Here is a 21,021-nt window from a genome sequence, read left to right as displayed (position 1 = left end):
CGCGCATTCCCCGCTTCCCGGCTCACGGCAACGGGCGCGGTTCGACCACCTGCTTCATCACAATGGTCGACGTCAGCCCGCGCACACCGGGCAAACGGGCCAGCGTGCCCTCGTACAACCGCTGGTAGTCGGCGAGGTCGGCGGTGACCACCCGCAGCAGGTAGTCGGGGCTGCCGAACAACCGCTGCGCCTCCACGACGTTCGGCACCCCGGCGAGCGCGTCGTCGAAGTCGTCCAGCGACTCCAGCCGCACCTTCGCGAACACCAGCGCCTCGAAGCCGAAGCCGATCGCCGCCGCGTCCACCACGGCGCGGTAGCCGCGGATCACGCCCCGGTGCTCCAGCTCGCGCAGCCGGCGCTGGCAGCGGGAGACGCTGAGCTGCACGCGGTGGGCGAGGTCGGTGACGGTCATGCGGCCGTCGCGCTGCAGCTCGGCAAGGATCTTGCGGTCCACGGCGTCCATTCGCACATCCTGGCCTGTCCTCAGCGCTCATGCAGCAAAGAAAGCAAACACCTCCTGCGCGATCTCTCCTAGCTTTGCGGAATGAACCCGTTGCGCGAGCTCACCCTCGACCAGTTGCGGCAGCGGACCAGCATGAAGTGGCGGCACTACCCGCCCGACGTGCTGCCGGTGTGGGTGGCCGAGATGGACGTCCTGCTGGCCGAACCGGTCGCGCGGGCGGTCACCGACGCGGTGGCGCTGGGCGACACCGGCTACCCCGAGGGCAGCGCCTACGCCGAGGCGCTGGCCGGGTTCGCGCGCGAGCGCTGGGACTGGGAGCCGGCCGTCGACCGCACCGCGATCGTCCCCGACGTGATGATGGGCGTCGTCGAGATGCTCCGGCTCGTGTCGGCACCGGACGCGCCGGTCGTGGTCAACTGCCCGGTCTACCCGCCCTTCTACCAGTTCGTCACGTCGATGGGGCGGCGCGTGGTCGAGGCGCCGCTGGACCCGGCGGGGCGGATCGACCTCGCCGTGCTGGAGGAGGCCTTCGACCGGGCCGGACGGGGTGCGGCGTACCTGCTGTGCAGCCCGCACAACCCGACCGGGACCGTCCACACCGCCGACGAGCTGGCCGCCGTCGCGGACCTGGCCGGACGGCACGGCGTGCGGGTGGTCGTGGACGAGATCCACGCGCCGCTCGTGGCTCCCGGTGTGCGGTTCGTGCCGTACCTGAGCGTGTCGGGCAACGCGCTGTCGCTGATGTCGGCGTCGAAGGCGTGGAACCTGGCCGGGCTCAAGGCGGCGCTGGCCATCGCGGGCCCGGAGGCGGCCGGTGACCTCGCGCGGTTGCCGGAGGAGGTCGGCCACGGGCCCAGCCACGTCGGCGTCCTCGCGCACACCGCGGCGTACCGGGACGGCGGCGACTGGCTGGACGCGGTGCTGGCGGGCCTCGCCGAGAACCGGCGGGTGCTGGCCGCGCTGCTGGCCGAGGAGCTGCCGGGGGTGCGCTACGAACCGGCGCCCGGCACGTACCTGGCGTGGCTCGACTGCCGCGGGCTGGGGCTCGGCGACCGGCCGGCCGGGGAGTTCCTGCGCCGCGGGCGGGTGGCGGTGAACTGCGGCGTCCCGTTCGGCACCGGCGGGGCGGGGTTCGTGCGGCTGAACCTCGCGACCTCGCCGGAGATCCTCACGACGGCGGTGCGCAGGATGGCAGCGAGCCTGCCGGCCGGTGCCGCCACGTCCGAATCGGACTGAGGTGTCCCGCTCGCGCAGCGGGTTCGACGCCCCGCGACCACCCCTTTCGAGTTCTGTCGCCCGGACGGCAGTCGAAGAACCCGCCCGCGGTGGGTACCGTTGATCGAATGACGGACGGCACCTTCGAAGCTTTCCGCAGGGCGGAGGCGTTGCTGGGCCAGCAGCGGCCGTTGGACGCGCTGCGCGAACTGCGGCAGGTGCTGGACGAGGCCCCGGACGCGCCGTCCGTGCAGCTGCTCGCCGGCCGCGCCTACCTCGGGACCGCGCAGCTGCGGCGGGCGGAGGAGGCGTTCCGCAAGGTCCTCGACCTCGACCCGAGCGACCACTACGCCCGGTTCGCGCTCGGCAAGACGCTGCAACGGCAGCAGCGGCTCACCGAGGCGCTGGCGCAGCTGCGGATGGCGGTCGCGATGAACCCGTCGCCGGAGTACCAGGAGGCGCTCGGCGAGGTGAAGGCCAGGCTGGCGCTGGGCGGCGGCCGGCCGGGCTGAGCACCGCCTACCGGAACAGCGCCTCACCCCAGTAGCCGCCCGGCTGCACGCCGCGGGGCACGGCGAAGTGCCCGGAACCGGTGTGCTCCAGGTACTCCATCATCTTGTCCTTTGTGGACAGCGCCTGCTGCATCGGCACGAACGCCGTGCGGGAGTCCCGGTTGAACGCCACGAAGAACAGGCCGGCGTCGAGGTGCCCGAGCCCGTCGGAGCCGTCGGTGAAGTTGTAGCCGCGGCGCAGTATCCTGGCGCCGTTCAACGACTCCGGCGACGCGAGCCGGACGTGGGCGAGCTCGCCGATCCGCGGCACCCCGCCCGCGCCCTTGACGTGCAGGTCCGGCTCGTCGAACTCCCGGGCCTGCCCGAGCGGGGCGCCCTCGCCCTTGGAGCGGCCGACGATCTGCTCCTGCTCGTTCAGCGAGGTGCGGTCCCAGATCTCGACGTGCATGCGGATCCGGCGGGTCACCAGGTAGGTGCCGCCGCGGATCCACTCGGGGCCCTCCGCGACCCACACGTGGTCGCGCAGCAGGTCGGTGTCCTCTGCCTTGATGTTGCGGGTGCCGTCCTTGAACCCGAACATGTTGCGCGGTGTGGCCTGCGCCCGCGTGGTCGAGGACGTGCGGCCGAACCCGAGCTGCGACCAGCGCACCGCGACCCGGCCGAAGCCGATCCTGACCAGGTTGCGGATGGCGTGCACGGCGACCTGCGGGTCGTTCGCGCAGGCCTGGAGGCAGATGTCGCCGTTGCTGCGAGCCGGGTCGAGGTCGTCCTTCGGGAACCGCGGCAGGTCGATCAACGCCTCCGGCCGCTGACCGGCCAGCCCGAACCGGTCGTCGAAGAGCGACGGGCCGAAGCCGATCGTCAGCGTCAGCGCGGAGGCCGGGAGACCGAGCGCCTCGCCGGTGTCCTTGGGCGGGGCGTCGGCGTTGCCGCCGACGGCACCGTTCTCGGCGGCCTCCTGGCCCGCGGTCATCCGTTCCGCGGCCCGCGTCCACTGCTTGAGCAGGTCGACGAGCTCGGCCCGGTTCTTCGTCTTCACGTCGAGCGCGGCGAAGTGCATGTGGTCCTGGGCGGGCGTGGTGATGCCCGCCTGGACGTCGCCGTGGAACGGCACCTGCGCCGCCGCGGCGTTCTCGGCCTCCGGCGCCGCCCTGACGGCGAACGCGCCGGCCGCCGCACCGGTCCCCGCGAGCGCCACCCCGGCGCCCGCGTACCCGAGCACCCTGCGCCGTGACACCCCGCTCACTTGGCCGACACCACCTCGGCGACCCTGCTGACCGGCTCGCCCAGCGCGTCGACGGCCTCGGCCAGCGCCTTGACCTCGTCCTGGGAGAGCTCGGTGTACAGCGCGAACCCGTCGCCCCTGCGGTGCTTCTCCAGCGCCTCGTCGAGGGCCTTGAACTTCTCGTCCAGCGTGGACACGAGGGTCGCGTCCCGCTGCTGCACCACCGGTCGCAGTGCAGCGACGGCGGCCTGCGAACCGTCCACGTTGGACCGGAAGTCCCACAGGTCGGTGTGCGAGTAGCGGTCCTCCTCGCCGGTGATCTTGCCGGTGGCGACCTCGTCGAGCAGCTCCTTGGCGCCGTTGGCGAGCTGCACGGGCGTGAGCTCGACGGCCTTGGCCCTGCCCACGATCTCCTTGACGTCGGCCAGCAACTGGTCGGCGATCCTGTCGGAGTCGGCCTGCAACCCGGACGCCCACAGGTCCTTCTCCAGGCGGTGGTAGCCGGTGAAGGCCATGCCCTCCTCGATCACGTCCTCGCGGCCGTCGATCTTCGGGTCGAGGTCGCCGAAGCTCTCCGCGACCGGTTCGATGCGCTCCCAGTAGATCCGCGACACCGGGTACAGGGCCTTGGCCTCGTCGACCTTCTTGGCCTTGACGGCGCCCACGAACTCCTCGGTCTTCACGAGCAGCTGGTCGGCCTGCGAGGAGACGTAGCGCTGGTAGCTCTTCGTCGCCTCGGCCAGCAGCGCGTCGCCGTCGGTCGACTTCTTGGCGTCACCGGTGACGGTGAAGTCGCCGCGGATGCCGTCGCCCTTCATGCCGGGCTTGCAGGCGGTCTGGAACTTGCCGGCCTCGGTGACCTCGACGATCAGCTTGCGGGTGAGGCCGGGGCCGATGTTCTCGACCTCGCCGAGGATGCGGTCGCCCTCCGCGTACAGGTAGAACTCGGTGACCTTGGTGCCCTTGTTCGTCACCTCGAACGCGACGTTGCCGGTCCCCGCCTCGGTCTTCGCGACCTTGCACGCGCTGTCGCTCGCCTCGACCGCGATGGCGCCGCTCGCGGCGTTGTCCGGAGCGCTGCCGCAGGCGGCCAGCACCACGAGTGAGCCCAGGACGACTGCTGCCTTCCGCACGGCAACTCCAGTGATCTGTTTCAGGCGGCCGCGCGAGCGCGCGGCCGGACGAGGAAGAGGGACAGGACGACCGCCACGTAGGAGACCCACGCGACGGCCTGCAGCACCGACGTCCGCTGCGAGTAGTTGAAGAAGCCCTTGAGCAGCGCGCCGTACCAGGAGTCCTCCGGCAGCACGTCGCTGATGTCGAACGCGAGCGTGTCGAGCCCCGGCAGGATCGCCGCCTCCTGCAGGTCGTGGATGCCGTAGCTGAGCACCCCGGCCGCGACGAAGACGAGCAGCACGCCCGTGACGGTGAAGAACCGGCCGAGGTCGAACCGGATGGCCCCCGCGTAGAGCCCGGCGGCGATGGCGACCGCCACCGCGATCCCGCCGAGGAACCCGATCAGCGGCTGCGTCGTTCCCCCACCCGCGGCCTGCACGCTGGAATAGAAGAAGATGGCGGTTTCGAGCCCTTCCCGGGCGACCGACAAAAAGGACACGACAACGACCGCGAGCGGTCCGACGTTGAGCGCTTCGTCCATTTTGCCGCGCAGCTCGGCCGCGATCGTCTTGGCGGCGCGCCGCATCCAGAAGATCATTCCCGTGACGAACGCGACCGCGATGACCGACATCGTCCCGCCGAACGCTTCCTGCTGCTCAAAGGTCATGCTCGCACCGGCGAAGGTGATGACCGCCCCCGCCGTCACGGAAAGCACCAGCGCGGTCACCACGCCGACCCAGACCCACTTCAGCGCGTACCTTCTGTCCGTTTTAACCAGAAATGCGATCAGGATGCTCACCACGAGTGCGGCCTCAAGCCCCTCCCGCAGCCCGATCAGGCCATTTGCGAACAGCATCCGACGCCTCCGTGAATCAGGTCGGCCTGAATTTAGGTAAGGCTCACCTGTATGTCCAGCCGCCGACAGTGCCGTTTGCATCACGGTTCACGCAGCCACCCGCTTGCCGGGAGCACGTAGCCTGGGTCTCGTGGTCCCGCCGTCCGCACCCCGAAGCCGCTCGCGCAACGCCGCCATCTTCGGCCGCATCGTCCTGGTGCTGCTGCTGATCGTGGTCGTGGCAGCAGGAGCGTGGGGCCTGGGCGCCCTGAACCGCCGCTCCGCAGCCCCCCTCGGCCCGCCGCCGTTCCTCGTCCCCCTCCAGGAGGTCGAGCCCGGCGCCGCCGCCCCGGGCAACGCCGTCGCCCCGAACCCCGCCACCGGAGACAGCCCGCTGACCGAGTGGGCCACCCGCGTGGCGTCGAAGACCGACATCCCGGCCCGCGCCCTGCACGCCTACGCCAACGCGGACCTGACGATGCAACGCGACGCCCCCGCGTGCCGCATCTCCTGGGCCACCCTCGCGGGCATCGGCCGCATCGAGTCCCACCACGGCAACATCAACGGGGCCCGCCTCCAGGACAACGGCCTGCCCTCCCGCCCGATCATCGGCATCCCCCTGGACGGCTCCCCCGGCGTCAAGGCCATCCACGACACCGACGGCGGCCGCCTGGACACCGACACCACCTGGGACCGCGCGGTGGGCCCGATGCAGTTCATCCCCGGCACCTGGAACCGCTGGGCCAAACGCGCCGCCCCCGACGGCCTCCCCGCCGACCCGCAGAACATCGACGACGCCGCCCTCACCGCGGCCCGCTACCTGTGCGGCGGCGGTGCCCGCGACCTCGGCACCGGTGCCGGCTGGTGGGCCGCCGTGCTCGCCTACAACAACTCCGTGGAGTACGGGCAGAACGTGTTCAGCGGGGCTGACGCGTACGCACGGGCCAGCATGCCCTAGTCAGGCCTGGTTGCGGTGGCTCGCTGAGCCGGACGGCTGGCTGGGGTCGGCGGCAGAACCGGGGCGCGCCCTTCCCGGAGCCGACGACGGCACCGTCGTCTCCGAAGGAACCACCGACGCAGAAGAAGGCGGCGGCGGCGGAACCACGCTGGACGTCACCACCGGCCGAGAGCTGTCCGAAGTAGACGGCGAAACCGAAGAGTCCTCGTCCCCGGGCACATCGGGCTCCTCGTTCCGCCCCACCGCCGACGGCTTGGACGAGGACACCGGCACCCGCACGGTCTCGGTCACCGTCGTGCCCACCACCCGCGTCCGCGTCGCCGGCGGCGCCCCCTTCAGCTCACGCGCCTGCTTTTGCACCACAACGGTTTCGGTGATCGTGGAGGTGGTGAGCGCGTCGAACGGCTCGGTCCACCACTGCGAGGTGGGCCTGGTGGCCGGCGGGGCCGCCAGAGGGGCTTCCTCCGGCGACCCCGTCAGGGCGATCAGTGCGAACATGCCGGTGAGCGCCAGGAACGGGACGACGACCACGGCCCCGAAGCACCCACGGCCACTGCGCGGCTCTTCACGGTGACTCATCTGCGACACACCCCCGCACGAGGACAACTGTTCCGTCTTGTTGATCGTCCACAAGGAACAGTGCGTCACAGTTCTTCAGCCACACGATGGTGTACTCACGCGAGAGGCGGCAACTCCGGAGCGTGAGCTGCCGGTGAAGACGAAAGCCTTTCCAGAGCGAGGGAGACGGCGCGTTCGAGTTGGGGGTCGCGGCCGGAAACGCGGTCCGCGGGGGTCATGACCACCTCGATGTCCGGGTCGACGCCGTAGTTCTCGACGTCCCAGCCGTGGCCGTTGAAGTACGACGCGTACCTCGGCTGGGTGACCATCGTGCCGTCGACCAGGGAGTAGCGCATGTCGATGCCGATCACGCCGCCCCACGTGCGGACGCCGATGACCGGGCCGATGCCCAGCTCCTTGATGGCCACGTTCACGATGTCGCCGTCGGAGCCCGCGAACTCGTCGGCCACCGCCACGACCGGGCCGCGCGGGGCGTCCTGGGGGTAGCTCTCGGACGCGGTGTAGCCGCGGGCGACGGACCAGCCGATGACCTTGCGGCCGAGCTTCTCGATCACGAGCTGGGAGGTGTGGCCGCCGCCGTTCTCGCGGACGTCCAGCACCAGGGCCTCGCGGGTCAGCTCCACGCGCAGGTCGCGGTGCAGCTGGGCCCAGCCCGCGCCCATCATGTCCGGAACGTGCAGGTAGCCGACGCGACCGCCGGACTTCTCGTGCACGAATGCGCGTCGGCCAGCCACCCAGTCGTGGTAGCGCAACGGCTCCTCATCGGCCAACGGCACGACCACGACCCGACGCAGTTCGCCACCACCACCGGGGCGCACGGTCAGTTCGACGGGCTTGCCCGCCGTGCCCACCAGCAACAGTGCGGGGCCGCCCAGTCCGACCGGACGACCGTCCACGGCCACGATGGCGTCGCCCGCGCGCACGGCCACTCCTGGCGCCATCAGCGGTGAACGGGCGTGCGGGTCGGAGGTCTCGCCGGGGATCACCCGGCGCACGAGCCACGAGCCGTCGACGCGTTCCAGGTCGGCGCCCAGCAGGCCCTGGCGGCGGGACGTCGGCACGTGGTGCGCCGAGCCCCAGACGTAGGCGTGGGACGTGCCGAGCTCGCCCTGCACCTCCCACAGCAGGTCGACGAGGTCGTCGTGGCTGCCGAGCTTCTCGACCAGCGGGCGGTAGCGGTCGAGCTCGCCCTGCCAGTCGACGCCGCCCATGTCGGTGCGCCAGAAGTTGTCGCGCATGAGACGGCCGTTCTCGGCGTACATCTGCGCCCATTCGAGCGCCGGGTCGACGACCACGCGCACCCGCGCCAGGTCGATCTCGACGTAGTCGGCCGAGTCCTCGTCGGCCTTGCTGTCGGTCGGCACGACGCGCAGGTCACCGCGGTCCTCGACGACCATCCGGCGGCCGTCACCGGACACCGCGAACGCGTCCGCGCTGTCGGCCAGGCACTCGGTCTTCTGCTTCGCGAAGTCGAACCGCTCCAGCACCGTGCGCGGCGGGCGGGCGTCCGGGGTGGCCAGGTTGTCGCCGAGCACCCCGAGCAACGGACGGCGCAGCCACAGCAGGCCGCCGCGGGCCGCGCGCAGGCCCGAGTACTCCGCACCGGGCACGGGCACCGGCACCACGCGGCCGGCCAGGCCGTCGATGTCGACCTTCGACACCGGGGGCTTGTCGTCGTCGTCCGAGGAGTCCTTGTCGTCGTCCTCGTCGTCCACGGGACGGCCGCCGCGCGTCGGGGCGAACGGTGACGGCGTCGTCGCGGCCAGCGGCACCAGGTACGGGCGGCAGCCGGTCGGGAACGACAGGTCGAAGACGTGCGCGTCGTAGACCGGGTCGAACGTCCGGACCGACAGGAACGCCAGGTGCTTGCCGTCCTCGGTGAAGGCCGGCGAGAAGTCGGCGAACCGCAGCGGCGTCACGTCCACGACCGACAGGTCCGTCACGTTCGCCATCTTGATGTGCCGCAACGGCGTGGGGCCGGGGTGCGACCACGCGAGCCACGCCGAGTCGGGCGAGAACGCCAGGTTGCTCACGTTCGCGTTGGCGCCGGAGACGACCTCCCGCACCTCGCCGGAGGCGATGTCCACCAGCAGCAACCGGCCGTCGTGCGTCCCGACCGCCACGCGCGACCCGTCCGGCGCGGCGACCAGCGACAGCACCCGGCCGAGCTGACCGGACGCGACGCGGCGGGCGGTGTTGCCGGGCTCGACACCGCCGACGGGCGCGATCTCCAGCGCCTCCTCGCCCTCGACGTCGGTCACCCACACCACGTGGCCCGTCTCGCCGAGGACCTTCGGCAGCCGCGCGCGCACGTCGGAGCGTTCGGCCAACGCGCGCACGGGGCCGTCGCGGTGCGTCACCCAGTGCACGGAACCGCGCACCTCGACGGCGGACGCGCGGCCGGTGTGGTCGACGCTGAACGAGTCGACGTTGCCGGAGGCCTTGACGTGGTGCTGCTGCAGGCCGGTGCGCGGCCCGCCCAGCCGGATGTCGAGCTTGCGCAGCTCCGACAGGCCCTCCAGCAGCCACAGCTCACCGGCGGAGTGGAAGATCACCCGTGAACCGTCGGTGGAGGCGTTGCGGGCGTAGAACTCCAGCTCGGTGTGACGCCGCAGGTCCGTGCCGTCCGGCGCCACCGAGTACACGCTGCCGACGCCGTCGTGGTCGGACAGGAACGCGATCCGCCCGTCCACCCACATCGGGTTCGTCAGCGGCGACTTCAGGTCCGCCAGGATGCGGGCGAACTCGCCGTCGCCCGCCTCGTCCACCCACAGCTTCCCGGCGGTGCCGCCGCGGTACCGCTTCCAGTAGGAGGGGTCCTGCATGTAGCTGGACGAGGTGACGACCTGCCCGTCCGGGCCGAACGAGACGTCGTTGACCCACCCGAACGGCAGCAGCTCTGGCGGTTCGCCGTCGAGCGGCACGGCCCAGGCCTGCTTGCGGTGCCGGGACATCTGCCCGGTCGTCGAGACGGCGACCACCCGGCCGTCCGGCGTCCAACCCGACACCGCCGTGCGGGCGACGCCGAAATGCGTCAACCGGCGTGCGGGGCCACCGTCCACAGGGGCCACCCGCACCTCGGGGGCCCCGTCGATCCAGCTGGCCCAGGCCAGCTGGGTGCCGTCGGGCGAGAACCGCGGCGAGCGGACGGGTACCTGGTCGGCGGACGCGCGCCAGGCCCTTCCTCCGCCGACGGGGGCGAGCCACACGTCGTCCTCGGCCACGAACGTCACCAAGTCACCGCGAAGGTGCGGATACCGCAGGTAAGTCACGTGATCGACGTTAGCCCACCGTCACCGGTTCAGGAGGGCCAAAAGCGACGCCAGTCCTCCGCTGTCACAGATTCCAGACCTTCGGCCCGTGCTTTCGCTTCGGCATCCCGCACCCTGGCGGCGAACTGCCTGCACACCTGGCGCAGCTCCGTCTCCGGGTCCTCACCGGCGAGCCTGGCCAGTGCGGTCACGGCGAACAACGTCGTGCCCGTGTCGTCGCCTTCGGGCAGCAGGTCGACCGGGAGACCGGCGCGTCCGGTGCGCTGCACCAGCTTCGCGGCGAGCGCGACCGCCGGCTGACCGAGCGCCACACCGTCCACACTGGACTCGCGGCGCTTCTCGGCCTGCTTGAGCTCCTCCCAGCGGTGCTCCTGCGAGGTCGCGTCGTGCACGGCCGGGTCGTGGCCCTCGAACACGTGCGGGTGCCGGCCGACCAGCTTCGCGACCAGCTCGGCGGCCACCGCGTCGATGTCGAACGGGTCCTCCGCGTGCTCCGCCGCGACGCGCGCGTGGAACAGCACCTGCAGCAGCACGTCGCCGAGCTCTTCGCGCATCGCTGCCCTGTCGCCGTCCTCGATGGCTTCGAGCAGCTCGAACGTCTCCTCGACCAGGTACTGGCGCAGCGAGTCGTGGTCCTGCTCGGCGTCCCACGGGCACCCGCCGGGCGACCGCAGCCGGTGCATCACCGCGGCCGCGTCGAGCAGCCCGGCACCCAGCGGCTCCGGCGTGGTGATCACGGTGGAGCCGGGGTAGGCGGCGGAGGAGGTCGTCAGCACCACGGCACCGTCTTCCGGCACCTCGGGAGCGGCCCCGTCGACGCCGTACGCCGACCAGGACTCCACCGGCACGCCCTCGCCCGCGTACACGGCGGTGGCCGTGCGCAACGCGGGCAGGGCGGCAGCAGGGAGCACGGCGCCGAGCCGCTCGCCGAGGACGACGACGGTGATCAAGACTTCTTCTGGTTCGCGCTCACGCCGACGAAACCGGCCTGCTCGCCGGCCTTGCCGACGACGGTGGCACCGGTCGGGTCCCACACGCCGTAGCGGGGGTTGACCTCGATGTCGAGGTCGGCCGCGTGGAACTGGGCGATCCGCAGGCCGAACGCCGCGAGCAGCCGCGGGTCCATCCGGTCGGCCAGCTCGTCCTCGCCCGGCGTCGCCGGGACCGTGGTGCGCTCCTTGACCAGCGCGACCATCCAGCTGGCCTGCTGCTCGTCGGCGGGGAACGCGACGACCGTGCCGGGCTTCACGCCCCACAGCATGGTGTGCACGAGCGAGGCGTTCTCGGAGACGCGGACCTTCTGGTTCGTGGCCGAGGCCTGCTGACCGCTGGAGGTGCGCGGCGCCTCCTGCACGAACCTGGCGAACTTCGCCGGGTCCGCCGCGGCCTCCCTGGCCTTGTCCTTGGCTTCCTTCGGGTCCTTGACCTGGAAGAAGTCGATCGTGATCTGGAGGGTGGAGAGGTTGCGGCGGGCCAGCTCACCCATGATCATCGCGTCGCGCTGGCGGCGGTGGATCGTGGTGGCGTCCTGCTCGCTCTGCTTGGCCGCCTCCTCCGGACCGCCGCGCTCCTGGATCGCGTCGTACACCTTGGTCTCGTCGACCGAGATGTTCTCGCGCTGCCCGGCGTACTCGGCGATCTTGTGGGTGATCTCGTCGGCCAGCACGAGCCGCGAGACCTGGTCCAGCTTGCCCTGGTCCTGCATCTGCTGGGCGGCGGGTTCCTTCTTGAGCACCGTGATGGTGCGATCCTGGACGGTCTTCAGATCGATCGCCTGACCTCCGACGATCGCGGCCGAACCGGCCTTCGCGGGCCCGGCGGCGCATCCGGTGGCCAGCAGGGCCACAGCAACACCGACCAGCGAGAAACGCTTCAGAACAGTGCTCACGGGGATCAGCCTCTCACGCCGTGGTGACTCCGGTCACGGGAGTCCCCGCCAGAGAGCCGAGGAACGCGCCACACCAGTCGAGCAGCTCCTGGTCCCGCAGCTGCGGTGCGCCCATCCGGCCGCCCGCCGCTCCCTCCGTCGGCCTAGGCACGGTGACCGTGCCCACCGCCTGCTTGTAGACGGCCTTGGGGAACAGCCGGCGCAGCCGGACGAGCTGCGAGTCGAGCAGCTCCAGCTTCGCGAACCGGATGTTCTGGCCCATCGCGATCACCTCGGTGACCCCGTGGCGGCGACAGGTGTGCCGCAGCCTGGCCACGCCGAGCAGGCGCTCGACCGGCTCCGGCGGCGTGCCGTAGCGGTCCTTGAGCTCGTCCCAGACGGACTGGAGCGCGGCCTCGTCGGCGGCGGCCGCGATCTTGCGGTAGGCCTCCAGCCGCAGCCGTTCGCCGGGCACGTAGTCGTGCGGGATGTGCGCGTCGACCGGGAGGTCCACCCGCACCTCGGCGAGCTCCTCCTCCTCGGCACCGCCGTCGGCGCCCGCGTGCTTGCGGAACGCCTCGACCGCCTCGCCGACCAGGCGCACGTACAGGTCGAAGCCGACGCCCGCGATGTGACCGGACTGCTCGGCGCCGAGGATGTTGCCGGCGCCGCGGATCTCCAGGTCCTTCATGGCGACCGCCATGCCGGCTCCCAGCTCGGTGTTCTGCGCGATCGTCGCGAGCCGGTCGTGCGCGGTCTCGGTCAGCGGCGTCTCGGGCGGGTAGAGGAAGTACGCGTACCCGCGTTCGCGGCCGCGGCCGACGCGACCGCGCAGCTGGTGCAGCTGGGCGAGGCCGAGCAGGTCGCCGCGCTCGACGATCAGCGTGTTGGCGTTGGAGATGTCGAGACCGGTCTCGACGATCGTGGTGCAGACGAGGACGTCGAACTCGCGTTCCCAGAAGCCCTGGATGATCTTTTCGAGCTTGTCCTCGTTCATCTGGCCGTGCGCGGTGACGACCCGCGCCTCCGGCACCAGCTCGCGGATGCGGCGCGCGGCCTTCTCGATCGACGAGACCCGGTTGTGCACGAAGAAGACCTGGCCGTCGCGCAGCAGCTCGCGGCGGATCGCGGCACCGACCTGCTTGTCGTCGTACGCGCCGACGTAGGTGAGGATCGGGTGCCGCTCCTCCGGCGGGGTCAGGATCGTCGACATCTCGCGGATGCCGGCGAGCGACATCTCCAGGGTGCGCGGGATCGGCGTCGCGGACATGGTCAGCACGTCGACGTGCGTGCGCAGCGCCTTGATGTGCTCCTTGTGCTCCACGCCGAACCGCTGCTCCTCGTCGACGATCACGAGGCCGAGGTCCTTGTACCGCACGGTCTTCTGCAGCAGCCGGTGCGTGCCGATGACGATGTCGACCGCGCCGTCCGCGAGGCCCGCGACGGTCTGCTCGGACTCCTGCGGGTCGGTGAAGCGGGACAGGCCCTTGATGTTCACCGGGAACTGGCGCATGCGCTCGGAGAACGTGTTGAGGTGCTGCTGGGCCAGCAGCGTCGTCGGCACCAGCACCGCGACCTGCTTGCCGTCCTGCACGGCCTTGAACGCCGCGCGCACCGCGATCTCCGTCTTGCCGTAGCCGACGTCACCGCAGATGACGCGGTCCATCGGCACGCCGCGCTCCATGTCGGCCTTGACCTCGTCGATCGCGGCCATCTGGTCCTGCGTCTCGGTGAACGCGAACGCGTCCTCCAGCTCGCGCTGCCACGGCGTGTCGCTCGCGAACGCGTGGCCGGGCGCCGACTGCCGGGCCGCGTAGAGCTGCACCAGCTCGGCCGCGATCTGCTTGACCGCCTTGCGCGCCTTGGACTTCGTGTTCTTCCAGTCGCTGCCGCCGAGCTTGTTGAGCGTGGGCAGCTCACCGCCGACGTACCGGCTGACCTCGTCGAGCTGGTCGGTCGGCACGAACAGCCGGTCGCCGGGCTGACCGCGCTTGGACGACGCGTACTCCAGCACCAGGTACTCGCGGGTCGCTCCGGCGACGGTGCGCTGGACCATCTCCACGTACTTGCCGATGCCGTGCTGCTCGTGCACGACGAAGTCGCCGGCCTTGAGCGCCAGCGGGTCGACCGCGTTGCGCCGCTTGGACGGCATCTTGCGCATGTCCTTCGTGGACGTGCCGCCGCGGCCACCGGTCAGGTCGGTCTCGGTCAGCACGACCAGCGCGAGGTCCGGCAGCACGAAGCCGTCCTCGAGCGCACCGCGCACGACCGTGACCAGGCCTGCCTTCGGCGCCTCGTCGAGGGACTCGACGCAGACGGCCGGGACCTCGGCCTCCTTGAGCCGTTCCTCGGCCCGGTGCGCGGTGCCGGCGCCGGGCACGACGAGCACGGCCGCGCCGCCGGTCGCCGTGTGCGCCTTGAGGTCCGCGAACGCGCGCTCGACGTCGCCGGAGTAGGCCTCGACCGGCTTGACGTCGAGGTGCACCACGTCGGTGGCGTCGGTGGTGAGCCGGCTGAGCGTCCACCACGGACGGTCGCCGGCCCGCGCGCTCTCGGAGACCTCACCGATCCCCTGGTACGCGCTGCGCCCGAGGTCGATCGGCGCCTTGCCGCCGCCCGCGGCCGCCATCCACGACGCCTCCAGGAACTCCTGGCCGGTGCGCACCAGGTCGGCGGCGCGGGCGCGGATCTTCTCCGGGTCGTTGAGCAGCACGTGCGTGCCCCTGGGCACCACGTCCGTGAGCATCTGCAGCTCGCCGGGGCACAGCGCGGGGATCAACGCCTCCATGCCCTCGACCGCGATGCCGCCGGAGATCTTCTCCAGCATCTCCGCCAGGTGCGCGTCCGACCGGTGCTCCTGCGCCAGCTCGGCCGCGCGGTGCCGCACGTCGTCGGTCAGCAGCAGCTCACGGCACGGCGGCGCGACGAACTCCTGCACCTCCTCGGGCAGCGACCGCTGGTCCTGCACGGAGAACGGCCGGATCTCGCTGACCTCGTCGCCCCAGAACTCGACGCGGTAGGGGTGCTCGGCGGTGGGCGGGAAGATGTCGAGGATGCCGCCGCGGGTGGCGTACTCGCCGCGCTTCTCGACCATGTCGACGCGGGTGTAGGCGTTCTCGGCCAGCCGCGTGACGAGCTCGGCGAAGTCCTGCTCCTCGCCGACCACCAGGTGCACCGGCCTGAGGTCGCCCAGGCCGGGCGCCATCGGCTGGATGAGGCTGCGGACCGTCGTGACCAGCACCTTGATCGGGTTGCCCTCGGGGTGCCTGAGCCTGCGCAGCACCTGCAGCCGCGCGCCGACGGTGTCCGCGCGCGGGCTGAGCCGCTCGTGCGGCAACGTCTCCCAGCTCGGGAAGAACGCGACCCGGTCGTGGCCGATGAGGTCGCGGACGACGTTGGTGAGCTCCTCGGCCTCGCGGCCGGTCGCGGTGACGGCCAGGACGGGCCGGACGGTGGACAGCGCGGCGGCCACGAGCGGGCGAGCGGCCAACGGGCCGTCGAGCGCCAGCTCGGGCACACCGGCGGAGTCGATCAACGTGCGGAGGGCCTTGTCGGGCAGGACACCGTCGAGCAGGCCGAGCAGCGGCATGATTTCCAAACCCCGTCGAGTGGGAGACGCCAGACAGACCCCTGCCTGGGGCGAGGGGTCTCGGCTGCCCACCATAGCCCGTTCCGCGACCACTCATCGGGTGGCTCCGGCGGGGGTCGAGCGGTCACGCTGGGTGCGCGGGGAAGAGACGGATCAGGGCTGGCTTCGACGACCAGACCATCGTGGTCCACCAGGCCTGCTCGCCCGCGATCGCCGGTCCGACCGTTGCGGCGCAACGGTTCGTGCCGCCGTTCAAGCTGGAGCGGGTGCCGGCCGTGTGGATCACCGAGTGGACGGTCAGCATCACGGACGTGACCGGCCTTGCGCGCGAGGTGCACGCGGCGGTCCGCGCGAACGACGACGACACGGCACGCGCTCTGCTGCCGATCGAGCGGCCTTACGGCGCCGCAACGGCACAAAACGCATAGTTGGGACATGCGCGCACTCGTTGCTGCTGTCTCGGTCCTGGCCCTCGCCGCCTGCTCCTCCCCCGAACCGGGCGGCACCGCGCCGTCGAAGGCCCCCGCGCCGCAGGGCCTCCGGGTGGAGGAGGTCGCGGGCGGGTTCCAGCACGCCTGGGACCTCGGCTTCCTGCCGGACGGCTCTGTGCTCGTCACCGAACGCCCCGGCACGCTCAAGCTCGTCAAGAACGGCCAGGTCACGCCGGTCGACATCGACCTGACCGACCTGCAGGCGCGCGGCGAGGGCGGCCTGATGGGCCTCGTCGTCCACCCGGACGGGCAGCGCTTCACCACCTGCTACAACACGACCGGGGACGTCCGGCTGGTGACGTACCGGCTCGACGGCACCAAGGCGACGAAGGCGAAGGACCTGCTCACCGGCATGCCGTCGAACTCCAGCGGGCGGCACTCCGGGTGCCGGCCGACGCTCGGGCCGGACGGTGCGATGTGGGTGGCCACCGGTGACGTCGCGCAGGGGCGCAACCCGCAGGACCGGACCAGCCTGGGCGGCAAGGTGCTGCGGATCGACCCCGAGACCGGCGAGGGCGCCAAGGGCAACCCGTTCGAGTCGTCGGCCGACGCCAACGAGCGGCGGGTCCACAGCTTCGGGCACCGCAACGTGCAGGGCGTCGCGTTCCGGCCGGGCACGGACCAGGTGTTCTCCAGCGAGCACGGGCCGTCGGTCGACGACGAGGTCAACCTGCTGAAGGCGGGCGGCAACTACGGGTGGGACCCGTCCAAGGGCGGCACGCAGGGCGGGTACGACGAGTCCGTGCCGATGACCGACCTGCAGCGGTTCCCGGACGCGGTGCCCGCGGTGTGGTCGTCCGGGTCGCCGACGGAGGCGATCTGCCAGGCGGCGTTCTGGGGCGGCAAGCTCGCGATCACCGCGTTGAAGGGCTCGAAGCTGCTGCTGTTCACCCTCGACGAGGCCGGGAAGGTGCGGGACGTCAGCATCCCCGAGGAGCTGAACGACCGGTACGGCCGGCTGCGCGCCGCCCGCACCTCACCCGACGGGGCGCTCTACGTCACGACGTCGAACGGGTCGGGCGACAAGCTGCTCAAGCTCACCGGGGCCGCCTAGGGCCCGCAGCACCGCGGGCCCTCTCCACCACGTGGCCACCGCCGTGCCGCTCGACCCCTCGACGTACGGCGCGGTGCGTCCACCCGGGACATCGCTGCGCGGGGCCCGTTCCGTTTCGCCCTCTCAGGAACGGGACCGCAGCCGGGGCTCGTGCTCCAGCGCCGACAGGCCGTTCCAGGCGAGGTTGACCAGGTGCGCCGCCACCTCGTCCTTCTTCGGCCTGCGCGCCTCCAGCCACCACTGCCCGGTCAGGGCGACCATCCCGACCAGCGACTGCGCGTACAGCCCCGCGAGCCCGCGGTCGTAGCCCCGTTCCGCGAAGTGCAGGGCGAGGATGTGCTCGACCTGCGAGGCGATGTCGTTCAGCAGCGACGAGAACGTGCCGGAGGTGGAGGCGACGGGCGAGTCGCGCACCAGGATGCGGAACCCGTCGGTCGAGCCCTCGATGTAGTCGAGCAACGCGCAGGCGGCCTGTTCGAGCAGCTCACGCGGGTGGCTGCCGACCACCAGCGCGGTGCTGATCAGGTCCATCAGGCGGCGCATCTCGCGGTCGACGATGACGGCGTAGATGCCCTCCTTGCCGCCGAAGTGCTCGTAGACGACCGGTTTCGAGACGCCGGCGCGGTGCGCGATCTCCTCGACCGAGGTGGCCTCGAAGCCCTTCTCGGCGAACAGGGAGCGGGAGACGTCCAGGAGCTGCTCGCGGCGTTCCCCGCCCGTCATCCTGACCCGTGCCACCGAGCCAGCGTACGTGGCCGGGCTCACGGTCCGGCCCGCGGCGGTGGATGATCTGGCCATGGCCAGACGCAAGATCATCCGGATCACCGCAGCCACGCTGCTGTCCCTTCTCCTGCTGGTCACGGCGGCGCTGGGCGGCATCGGCTGGTACTACAGCGATGAGCTGCTGGTACCGGCCGAGGTGCCGCAGCGGTACCCGGAGACCTCCCTCGGCGGGGACGGCGACACCGTCGTGCTGGCCGAGTCGAGGCTGTCCACCCTGGCCGGCACGTTCGGCCTCGTCTGGCCGGGCGGCAGCGCCAAGGTCGGCGACGTGGCCGCGACGCGGAACGGCCGCGTCGAACGCCCGCTGCTGGAGGGCACCGCGCCGCCGGAGGGCACGCGGGTGCGCATCGAGACCGACGTCTACGAGGGCGACCCCAGGACCACGCTGGGCCTGACCTACAGCGAGGTCCGAGTGCCCGGTGAGCTCGGCGAGATGCCCGCGTGGCTGGTGCCGGCCGAGAACAGCGACACGTGGGTCGTCACCGTGCACGGCCGCGGCGCGTCGCGGGAGGAGGCGCTGCGCGTGGTTCCGCAGTTGCACAGCGCCGGGCTGCCCGTCCTGCTGATCACCTACCGCAACGACGCGGGCGCCCCCGCCTCCCCCGACGGCTTCTACCACCTGGGTGACACCGAGTGGCGCGACGTCGAGGCGGCCATCCGGTACGCGCAGGGCAGGGGCGCGCGGGAGGTCGTGCTCTACGGCTGGTCGATGGGCGGCGCGATCGTCGGGCAGACCCTGGCCCGCTCCGGCACGGCCGCCGCGGTCAGCGGGGTCGTGCTCGACTCCCCCGTCACCAGCTGGTCGAAGACGCTGGACCTGCAAGCGCGCAACCGGGGCGTGCCCACGTGGCTCACACCGGTCGCCGAGCTGGTCTCCGGCTGGCGCGCCGACCTCGACTTCGACCGCTTCGACCTGGTCCGCAACCCACCGGCGGTCAAGCCCCCGACGCTGGTCCTCCACGGCACCGCGGACGGCACCGTGCCCGCGCAGTCCTCGCGCGACCTCGCCGCCGCGGCGGGCGGTCTCGGGTGGCCGCTGCGGTACGTGGAGATCCCCGGTGCCGACCACACTTCGGGATGGAATGTGGCGCCGGACACGTACCGCAGGGAGCTCGGCGACTTCCTGACCAGCACGATCGGCGTGCGGCGGTGATCTCGCGGCGGATCACCGCCACGGCCGGTCGAGTGGTGGTTGGACAAGCGGAGCGGGTCTCGTGACAACATGTGCGCAGGACGGGCTCCGGCTCGTCCGTTCCGCCATGGTGTAAAGGCAGCACCTCGGATTTTGGTTCCGATGGTCCAGGTTCGAATCCTGGTGGCGGAGCTGGACACTGGTTCGCGTGGGTCTTCAGGAGGTGCGGAGCTGCCCGAGGAGACGGTCGACGAGCAGGGCAACGTGGGCCGCCGCCACCACGAGATGTCCGACGCGTGGCTGGTGGGCCGCGCGAGCGAGCTCGTCGCCGTGGCCCAGAGCAGCCACCTCGCCGCGCAGCTCGACGCGGCCAACGAGATCGACCACATCCTGGCCGAGGCGCAGGGCCGCGGTGAGCCCCGCATCGTCGCGCAGCTGCTGCGCGCCGCCGCCGTGGTCCGGCTGGTCACGCCCGGCCTGGTCGACATGTCGGACCCGCAGCTCGACGAGATGCTCGCGCACTGCCGCCGGCACGGCCTGATCGTGCTGGAGGCGGACGCGCGGGCGTTGCGCGGCCGCCGGTTCCTGCTGGGCAACGCCGAGGACAAGGCGCTCACCGAGATCGCGGCGGCGCTCGCGATGATGCTCGACGAGGAGCCGGAGCCCGACCCGGTCTTCGACAAGCGCACGTGGGACCAGCTGCTGGCCACGACGCTGCAGGACATCGCGCTGGTGCTGACCCAGCTGGGCGTCTACGAGATGGCCGACGACGTGCTGGCCCGCGCGCACAACGCGCTGTGGGAGAGCGGCCAGCCGCACCAGATCTACGTGCACCTGGTGAACCGCACGCGGTTGCGGATCGGCTGGGGCCTGCGCCTCGAACGGGTGAACTTCCGGCAGGAGGCCGACGAGCAGTTCCGGGTCGCCGCCGGGCTCGCCGAGGCCGCGGAGGTGCCGTTCCGGCAGTCGCTGCACCCCGGCCGGCGCGACCTCGACGCCGCCGAGCAGGTGCCGATCCTCGGTGCCGCGCAGGCGCTGACCCGCCCGAGCGAGGACCACCTCGACCGGCTGTGGTCGCTGCGCGGGCTGTCGATGTACGCGCGGGAGCTGATCATCGTCGCGATAGCGCTGGCCCGGTGCCTGGTCGAGGCCAACCGGCTGGACGACGCGCTGAAGGTGCTCGGCGACACCCGCACGCAGATGGAGCACGACACGTCGGAACCGTCGCTGTTGCTGTCGCTCGAACGCGAGTACGCGCACCTCTGCGGTCCACACACGACGTCCGCTTTGGAGGCCTACAACGCGGCGCTGGAGCTGGAGCTCTGGCAGATGCGCGAGTCGCGGGTCGCCACGCTGACGACGCGACGTGAACACGAACGGCTGACGCGCACCCACGGTGCGATCGCGCAGCAGGCATTGCAGGACCCGTTGACCGGGCTGCCGAACCGGCGCGCGCTCGACGACAAGATGCGCGAGCTCATCTCGGGCGAGGTCTACCCGTTCTCGGTCGCGCTGGTGGACCTCGACGGGTTCAAGGGCGTGAACGACCGGCATTCCCACGCCGAGGGTGATGATGTTCTTCGGGTGATTGCCAGCACACTCCGCCAGGCCCTGCGCGGCGACGACATGGTGGCCCGCTACGGCGGCGACGAGTTCGTGGTGCTGCTGCCGGGAGCACCCCTGCACGCCGCGGAGGCCGCGCTCGGACGGGCGGTGGATGCGGTGGCAGGCCTGCCAATCGACCTCTCCCGCGGGGTGACGCTGTCGGTCGGCGTCATCTCGCTGCGCCCGCGTGAATCCGCCAACCAGGCCCTGTCGAGGGCCGACTCGGCGATGTACGTGGCGAAGCGCCAGGGCGGCTGCCGGGTCGCGGCCGTGGCGGGGGAGCCCTCCGCGGAGGCTTAGGCTGGTCCGCGGACTTCGAACCACC

17 protein-coding genes and 1 tRNA gene are annotated in these 21,021 nt (G+C 71.6%); 8 read left to right on the top strand and 10 right to left on the bottom strand.

What is annotated here, in order from left to right; genetic code table 11:
- Positions 1–22: 22 nt before the first annotated feature.
- On the bottom strand, positions 23–463 hold the full coding sequence (locus tag ACZ7CH_RS17525) for an Lrp/AsnC family transcriptional regulator (RefSeq protein WP_360385894.1): 441 nt from the start codon (positions 461–463) through the stop codon (positions 23–25).
- An 81-nt stretch (positions 464–544) separates the two neighbouring features.
- On the opposite strand from ACZ7CH_RS17525, the gene ACZ7CH_RS17520 reads away from it, so the two are divergent.
- Positions 545–1,699 carry a MalY/PatB family protein gene (locus ACZ7CH_RS17520; protein WP_470374338.1) on the top strand — a complete coding sequence of 385 codons (1,155 nt, stop codon included), beginning with the start codon at positions 545–547 and terminating at the stop codon, positions 1,697–1,699.
- 107 nt (positions 1,700–1,806) lie between these two features.
- A complete protein-coding gene (locus ACZ7CH_RS17515) occupies positions 1,807–2,190 on the top strand; it encodes a tetratricopeptide repeat protein (RefSeq protein ID WP_360385890.1) in 384 nt (127 codons plus the stop codon).
- 7 nt (positions 2,191–2,197) lie between these two features.
- On the opposite strand, the gene efeB is transcribed toward ACZ7CH_RS17515, so the two are convergent.
- Genes efeB through efeU form a run of 3 tightly spaced genes read right to left on the bottom strand, consistent with a single transcriptional unit; the run spans position 2,198 to position 5,387 of the window.
- Positions 2,198–3,436 carry an iron uptake transporter deferrochelatase/peroxidase subunit gene (gene efeB / locus ACZ7CH_RS17510; protein ID WP_470374337.1) on the bottom strand — a complete coding sequence of 413 codons (1,239 nt, stop codon included), beginning with the start codon at positions 3,434–3,436 and terminating at the stop codon, positions 2,198–2,200.
- Complete coding sequence (gene efeO, locus ACZ7CH_RS17505; RefSeq protein WP_470374336.1) at positions 3,433–4,548, bottom strand: iron uptake system protein EfeO; 1,116 nt, start codon at positions 4,546–4,548, stop codon at positions 3,433–3,435. The genes efeB and efeO overlap by 4 nt, the downstream gene beginning before the upstream one ends.
- Before the next feature lie 20 nt (positions 4,549–4,568).
- Complete coding sequence (efeU, locus tag ACZ7CH_RS17500; RefSeq protein WP_470374335.1) at positions 4,569–5,387, bottom strand: iron uptake transporter permease EfeU; 819 nt, start codon at positions 5,385–5,387, stop codon at positions 4,569–4,571.
- 130 nt (positions 5,388–5,517) lie between these two features.
- Here efeU and ACZ7CH_RS17495 point away from each other — a divergent pair, with 130 nt between their 5' ends.
- Positions 5,518–6,324, top strand: a complete 807-nt coding sequence (locus tag ACZ7CH_RS17495) for a lysozyme family protein (RefSeq protein WP_458429435.1) — start codon at positions 5,518–5,520, stop codon at positions 6,322–6,324.
- On the opposite strand, the gene ACZ7CH_RS17490 is transcribed toward ACZ7CH_RS17495, so the two are convergent.
- The 5 genes from ACZ7CH_RS17490 to mfd are packed head-to-tail and all read right to left on the bottom strand — an operon-like array spanning position 6,325 to position 15,631.
- A complete protein-coding gene (locus tag ACZ7CH_RS17490) occupies positions 6,325–6,957 on the bottom strand; it encodes a hypothetical protein (protein ID WP_470374334.1) in 633 nt (210 codons plus the stop codon). It lies immediately after the preceding gene.
- A 41-nt stretch (positions 6,958–6,998) separates the two neighbouring features.
- Positions 6,999–10,175: a S41 family peptidase gene (locus ACZ7CH_RS17485; RefSeq protein ID WP_470374333.1), complete on the bottom strand. Its 3,177-nt coding sequence runs from the start codon at positions 10,173–10,175 to the stop codon at positions 6,999–7,001.
- Between the two features lie 29 nt (positions 10,176–10,204).
- Complete coding sequence (locus ACZ7CH_RS17480; protein ID WP_470374332.1) at positions 10,205–11,125, bottom strand: nucleoside triphosphate pyrophosphohydrolase; 921 nt, start codon at positions 11,123–11,125, stop codon at positions 10,205–10,207.
- A complete protein-coding gene (locus ACZ7CH_RS17475) occupies positions 11,122–12,063 on the bottom strand; it encodes a hypothetical protein (RefSeq protein ID WP_360385875.1) in 942 nt (313 codons plus the stop codon). Before ACZ7CH_RS17475 ends, ACZ7CH_RS17480 begins: the two co-directional genes overlap by 4 nt.
- A gap of 13 nt (positions 12,064–12,076) precedes the next feature.
- On the bottom strand, positions 12,077–15,631 hold the full coding sequence (gene mfd, locus ACZ7CH_RS17470) for a transcription-repair coupling factor (protein WP_360385873.1): 3,555 nt from the start codon (positions 15,629–15,631) through the stop codon (positions 12,077–12,079).
- Positions 15,632–15,726: 95 nt separating this feature from the next.
- Here mfd and ACZ7CH_RS17465 point away from each other — a divergent pair, with 95 nt between their 5' ends.
- Both ACZ7CH_RS17465 and ACZ7CH_RS17460 read left to right on the top strand, forming a co-directional pair.
- Positions 15,727–16,059, top strand: coding sequence for a DUF4291 family protein (locus tag ACZ7CH_RS17465; RefSeq protein WP_470374449.1), 333 nt, complete (start codon positions 15,727–15,729; stop codon positions 16,057–16,059).
- 7 nt (positions 16,060–16,066) lie between these two features.
- The gene (locus tag ACZ7CH_RS17460) at positions 16,067–17,176 is read left to right on the top strand and encodes a PQQ-dependent sugar dehydrogenase (RefSeq protein ID WP_458429440.1); all 1,110 of its coding nucleotides are present in this window, start codon (positions 16,067–16,069) and stop codon (positions 17,174–17,176) included.
- A 123-nt stretch (positions 17,177–17,299) separates the two neighbouring features.
- Here the strand turns inward: ACZ7CH_RS17460 and ACZ7CH_RS17455 are convergent, their stop codons facing one another.
- Positions 17,300–17,899 carry a TetR family transcriptional regulator gene (locus ACZ7CH_RS17455; RefSeq protein ID WP_458434252.1) on the bottom strand — a complete coding sequence of 200 codons (600 nt, stop codon included), beginning with the start codon at positions 17,897–17,899 and terminating at the stop codon, positions 17,300–17,302.
- A gap of 73 nt (positions 17,900–17,972) precedes the next feature.
- Here ACZ7CH_RS17455 and ACZ7CH_RS17450 point away from each other — a divergent pair, with 73 nt between their 5' ends.
- From ACZ7CH_RS17450 to ACZ7CH_RS17440, 3 genes are all read left to right on the top strand, one after another.
- Positions 17,973–19,112: an alpha/beta hydrolase family protein gene (locus ACZ7CH_RS17450; RefSeq protein WP_470374331.1), complete on the top strand. Its 1,140-nt coding sequence runs from the start codon at positions 17,973–17,975 to the stop codon at positions 19,110–19,112.
- 100 nt (positions 19,113–19,212) lie between these two features.
- Positions 19,213–19,283 (top strand) — tRNA-Gln (locus tag ACZ7CH_RS17445).
- Positions 19,254–20,996 carry a GGDEF domain-containing protein gene (locus ACZ7CH_RS17440; protein ID WP_360385867.1) on the top strand — a complete coding sequence of 581 codons (1,743 nt, stop codon included), beginning with the start codon at positions 19,254–19,256 and terminating at the stop codon, positions 20,994–20,996. Before ACZ7CH_RS17445 ends, ACZ7CH_RS17440 begins: the two co-directional genes overlap by 30 nt.
- Positions 20,997–21,021 lie beyond the last annotated feature (25 nt).

It is taken from the genome of Lentzea sp. NPDC037011 (genome assembly GCF_055607425.1).
This window is presented reverse-complemented; position numbering and strand designations above follow the sequence as displayed.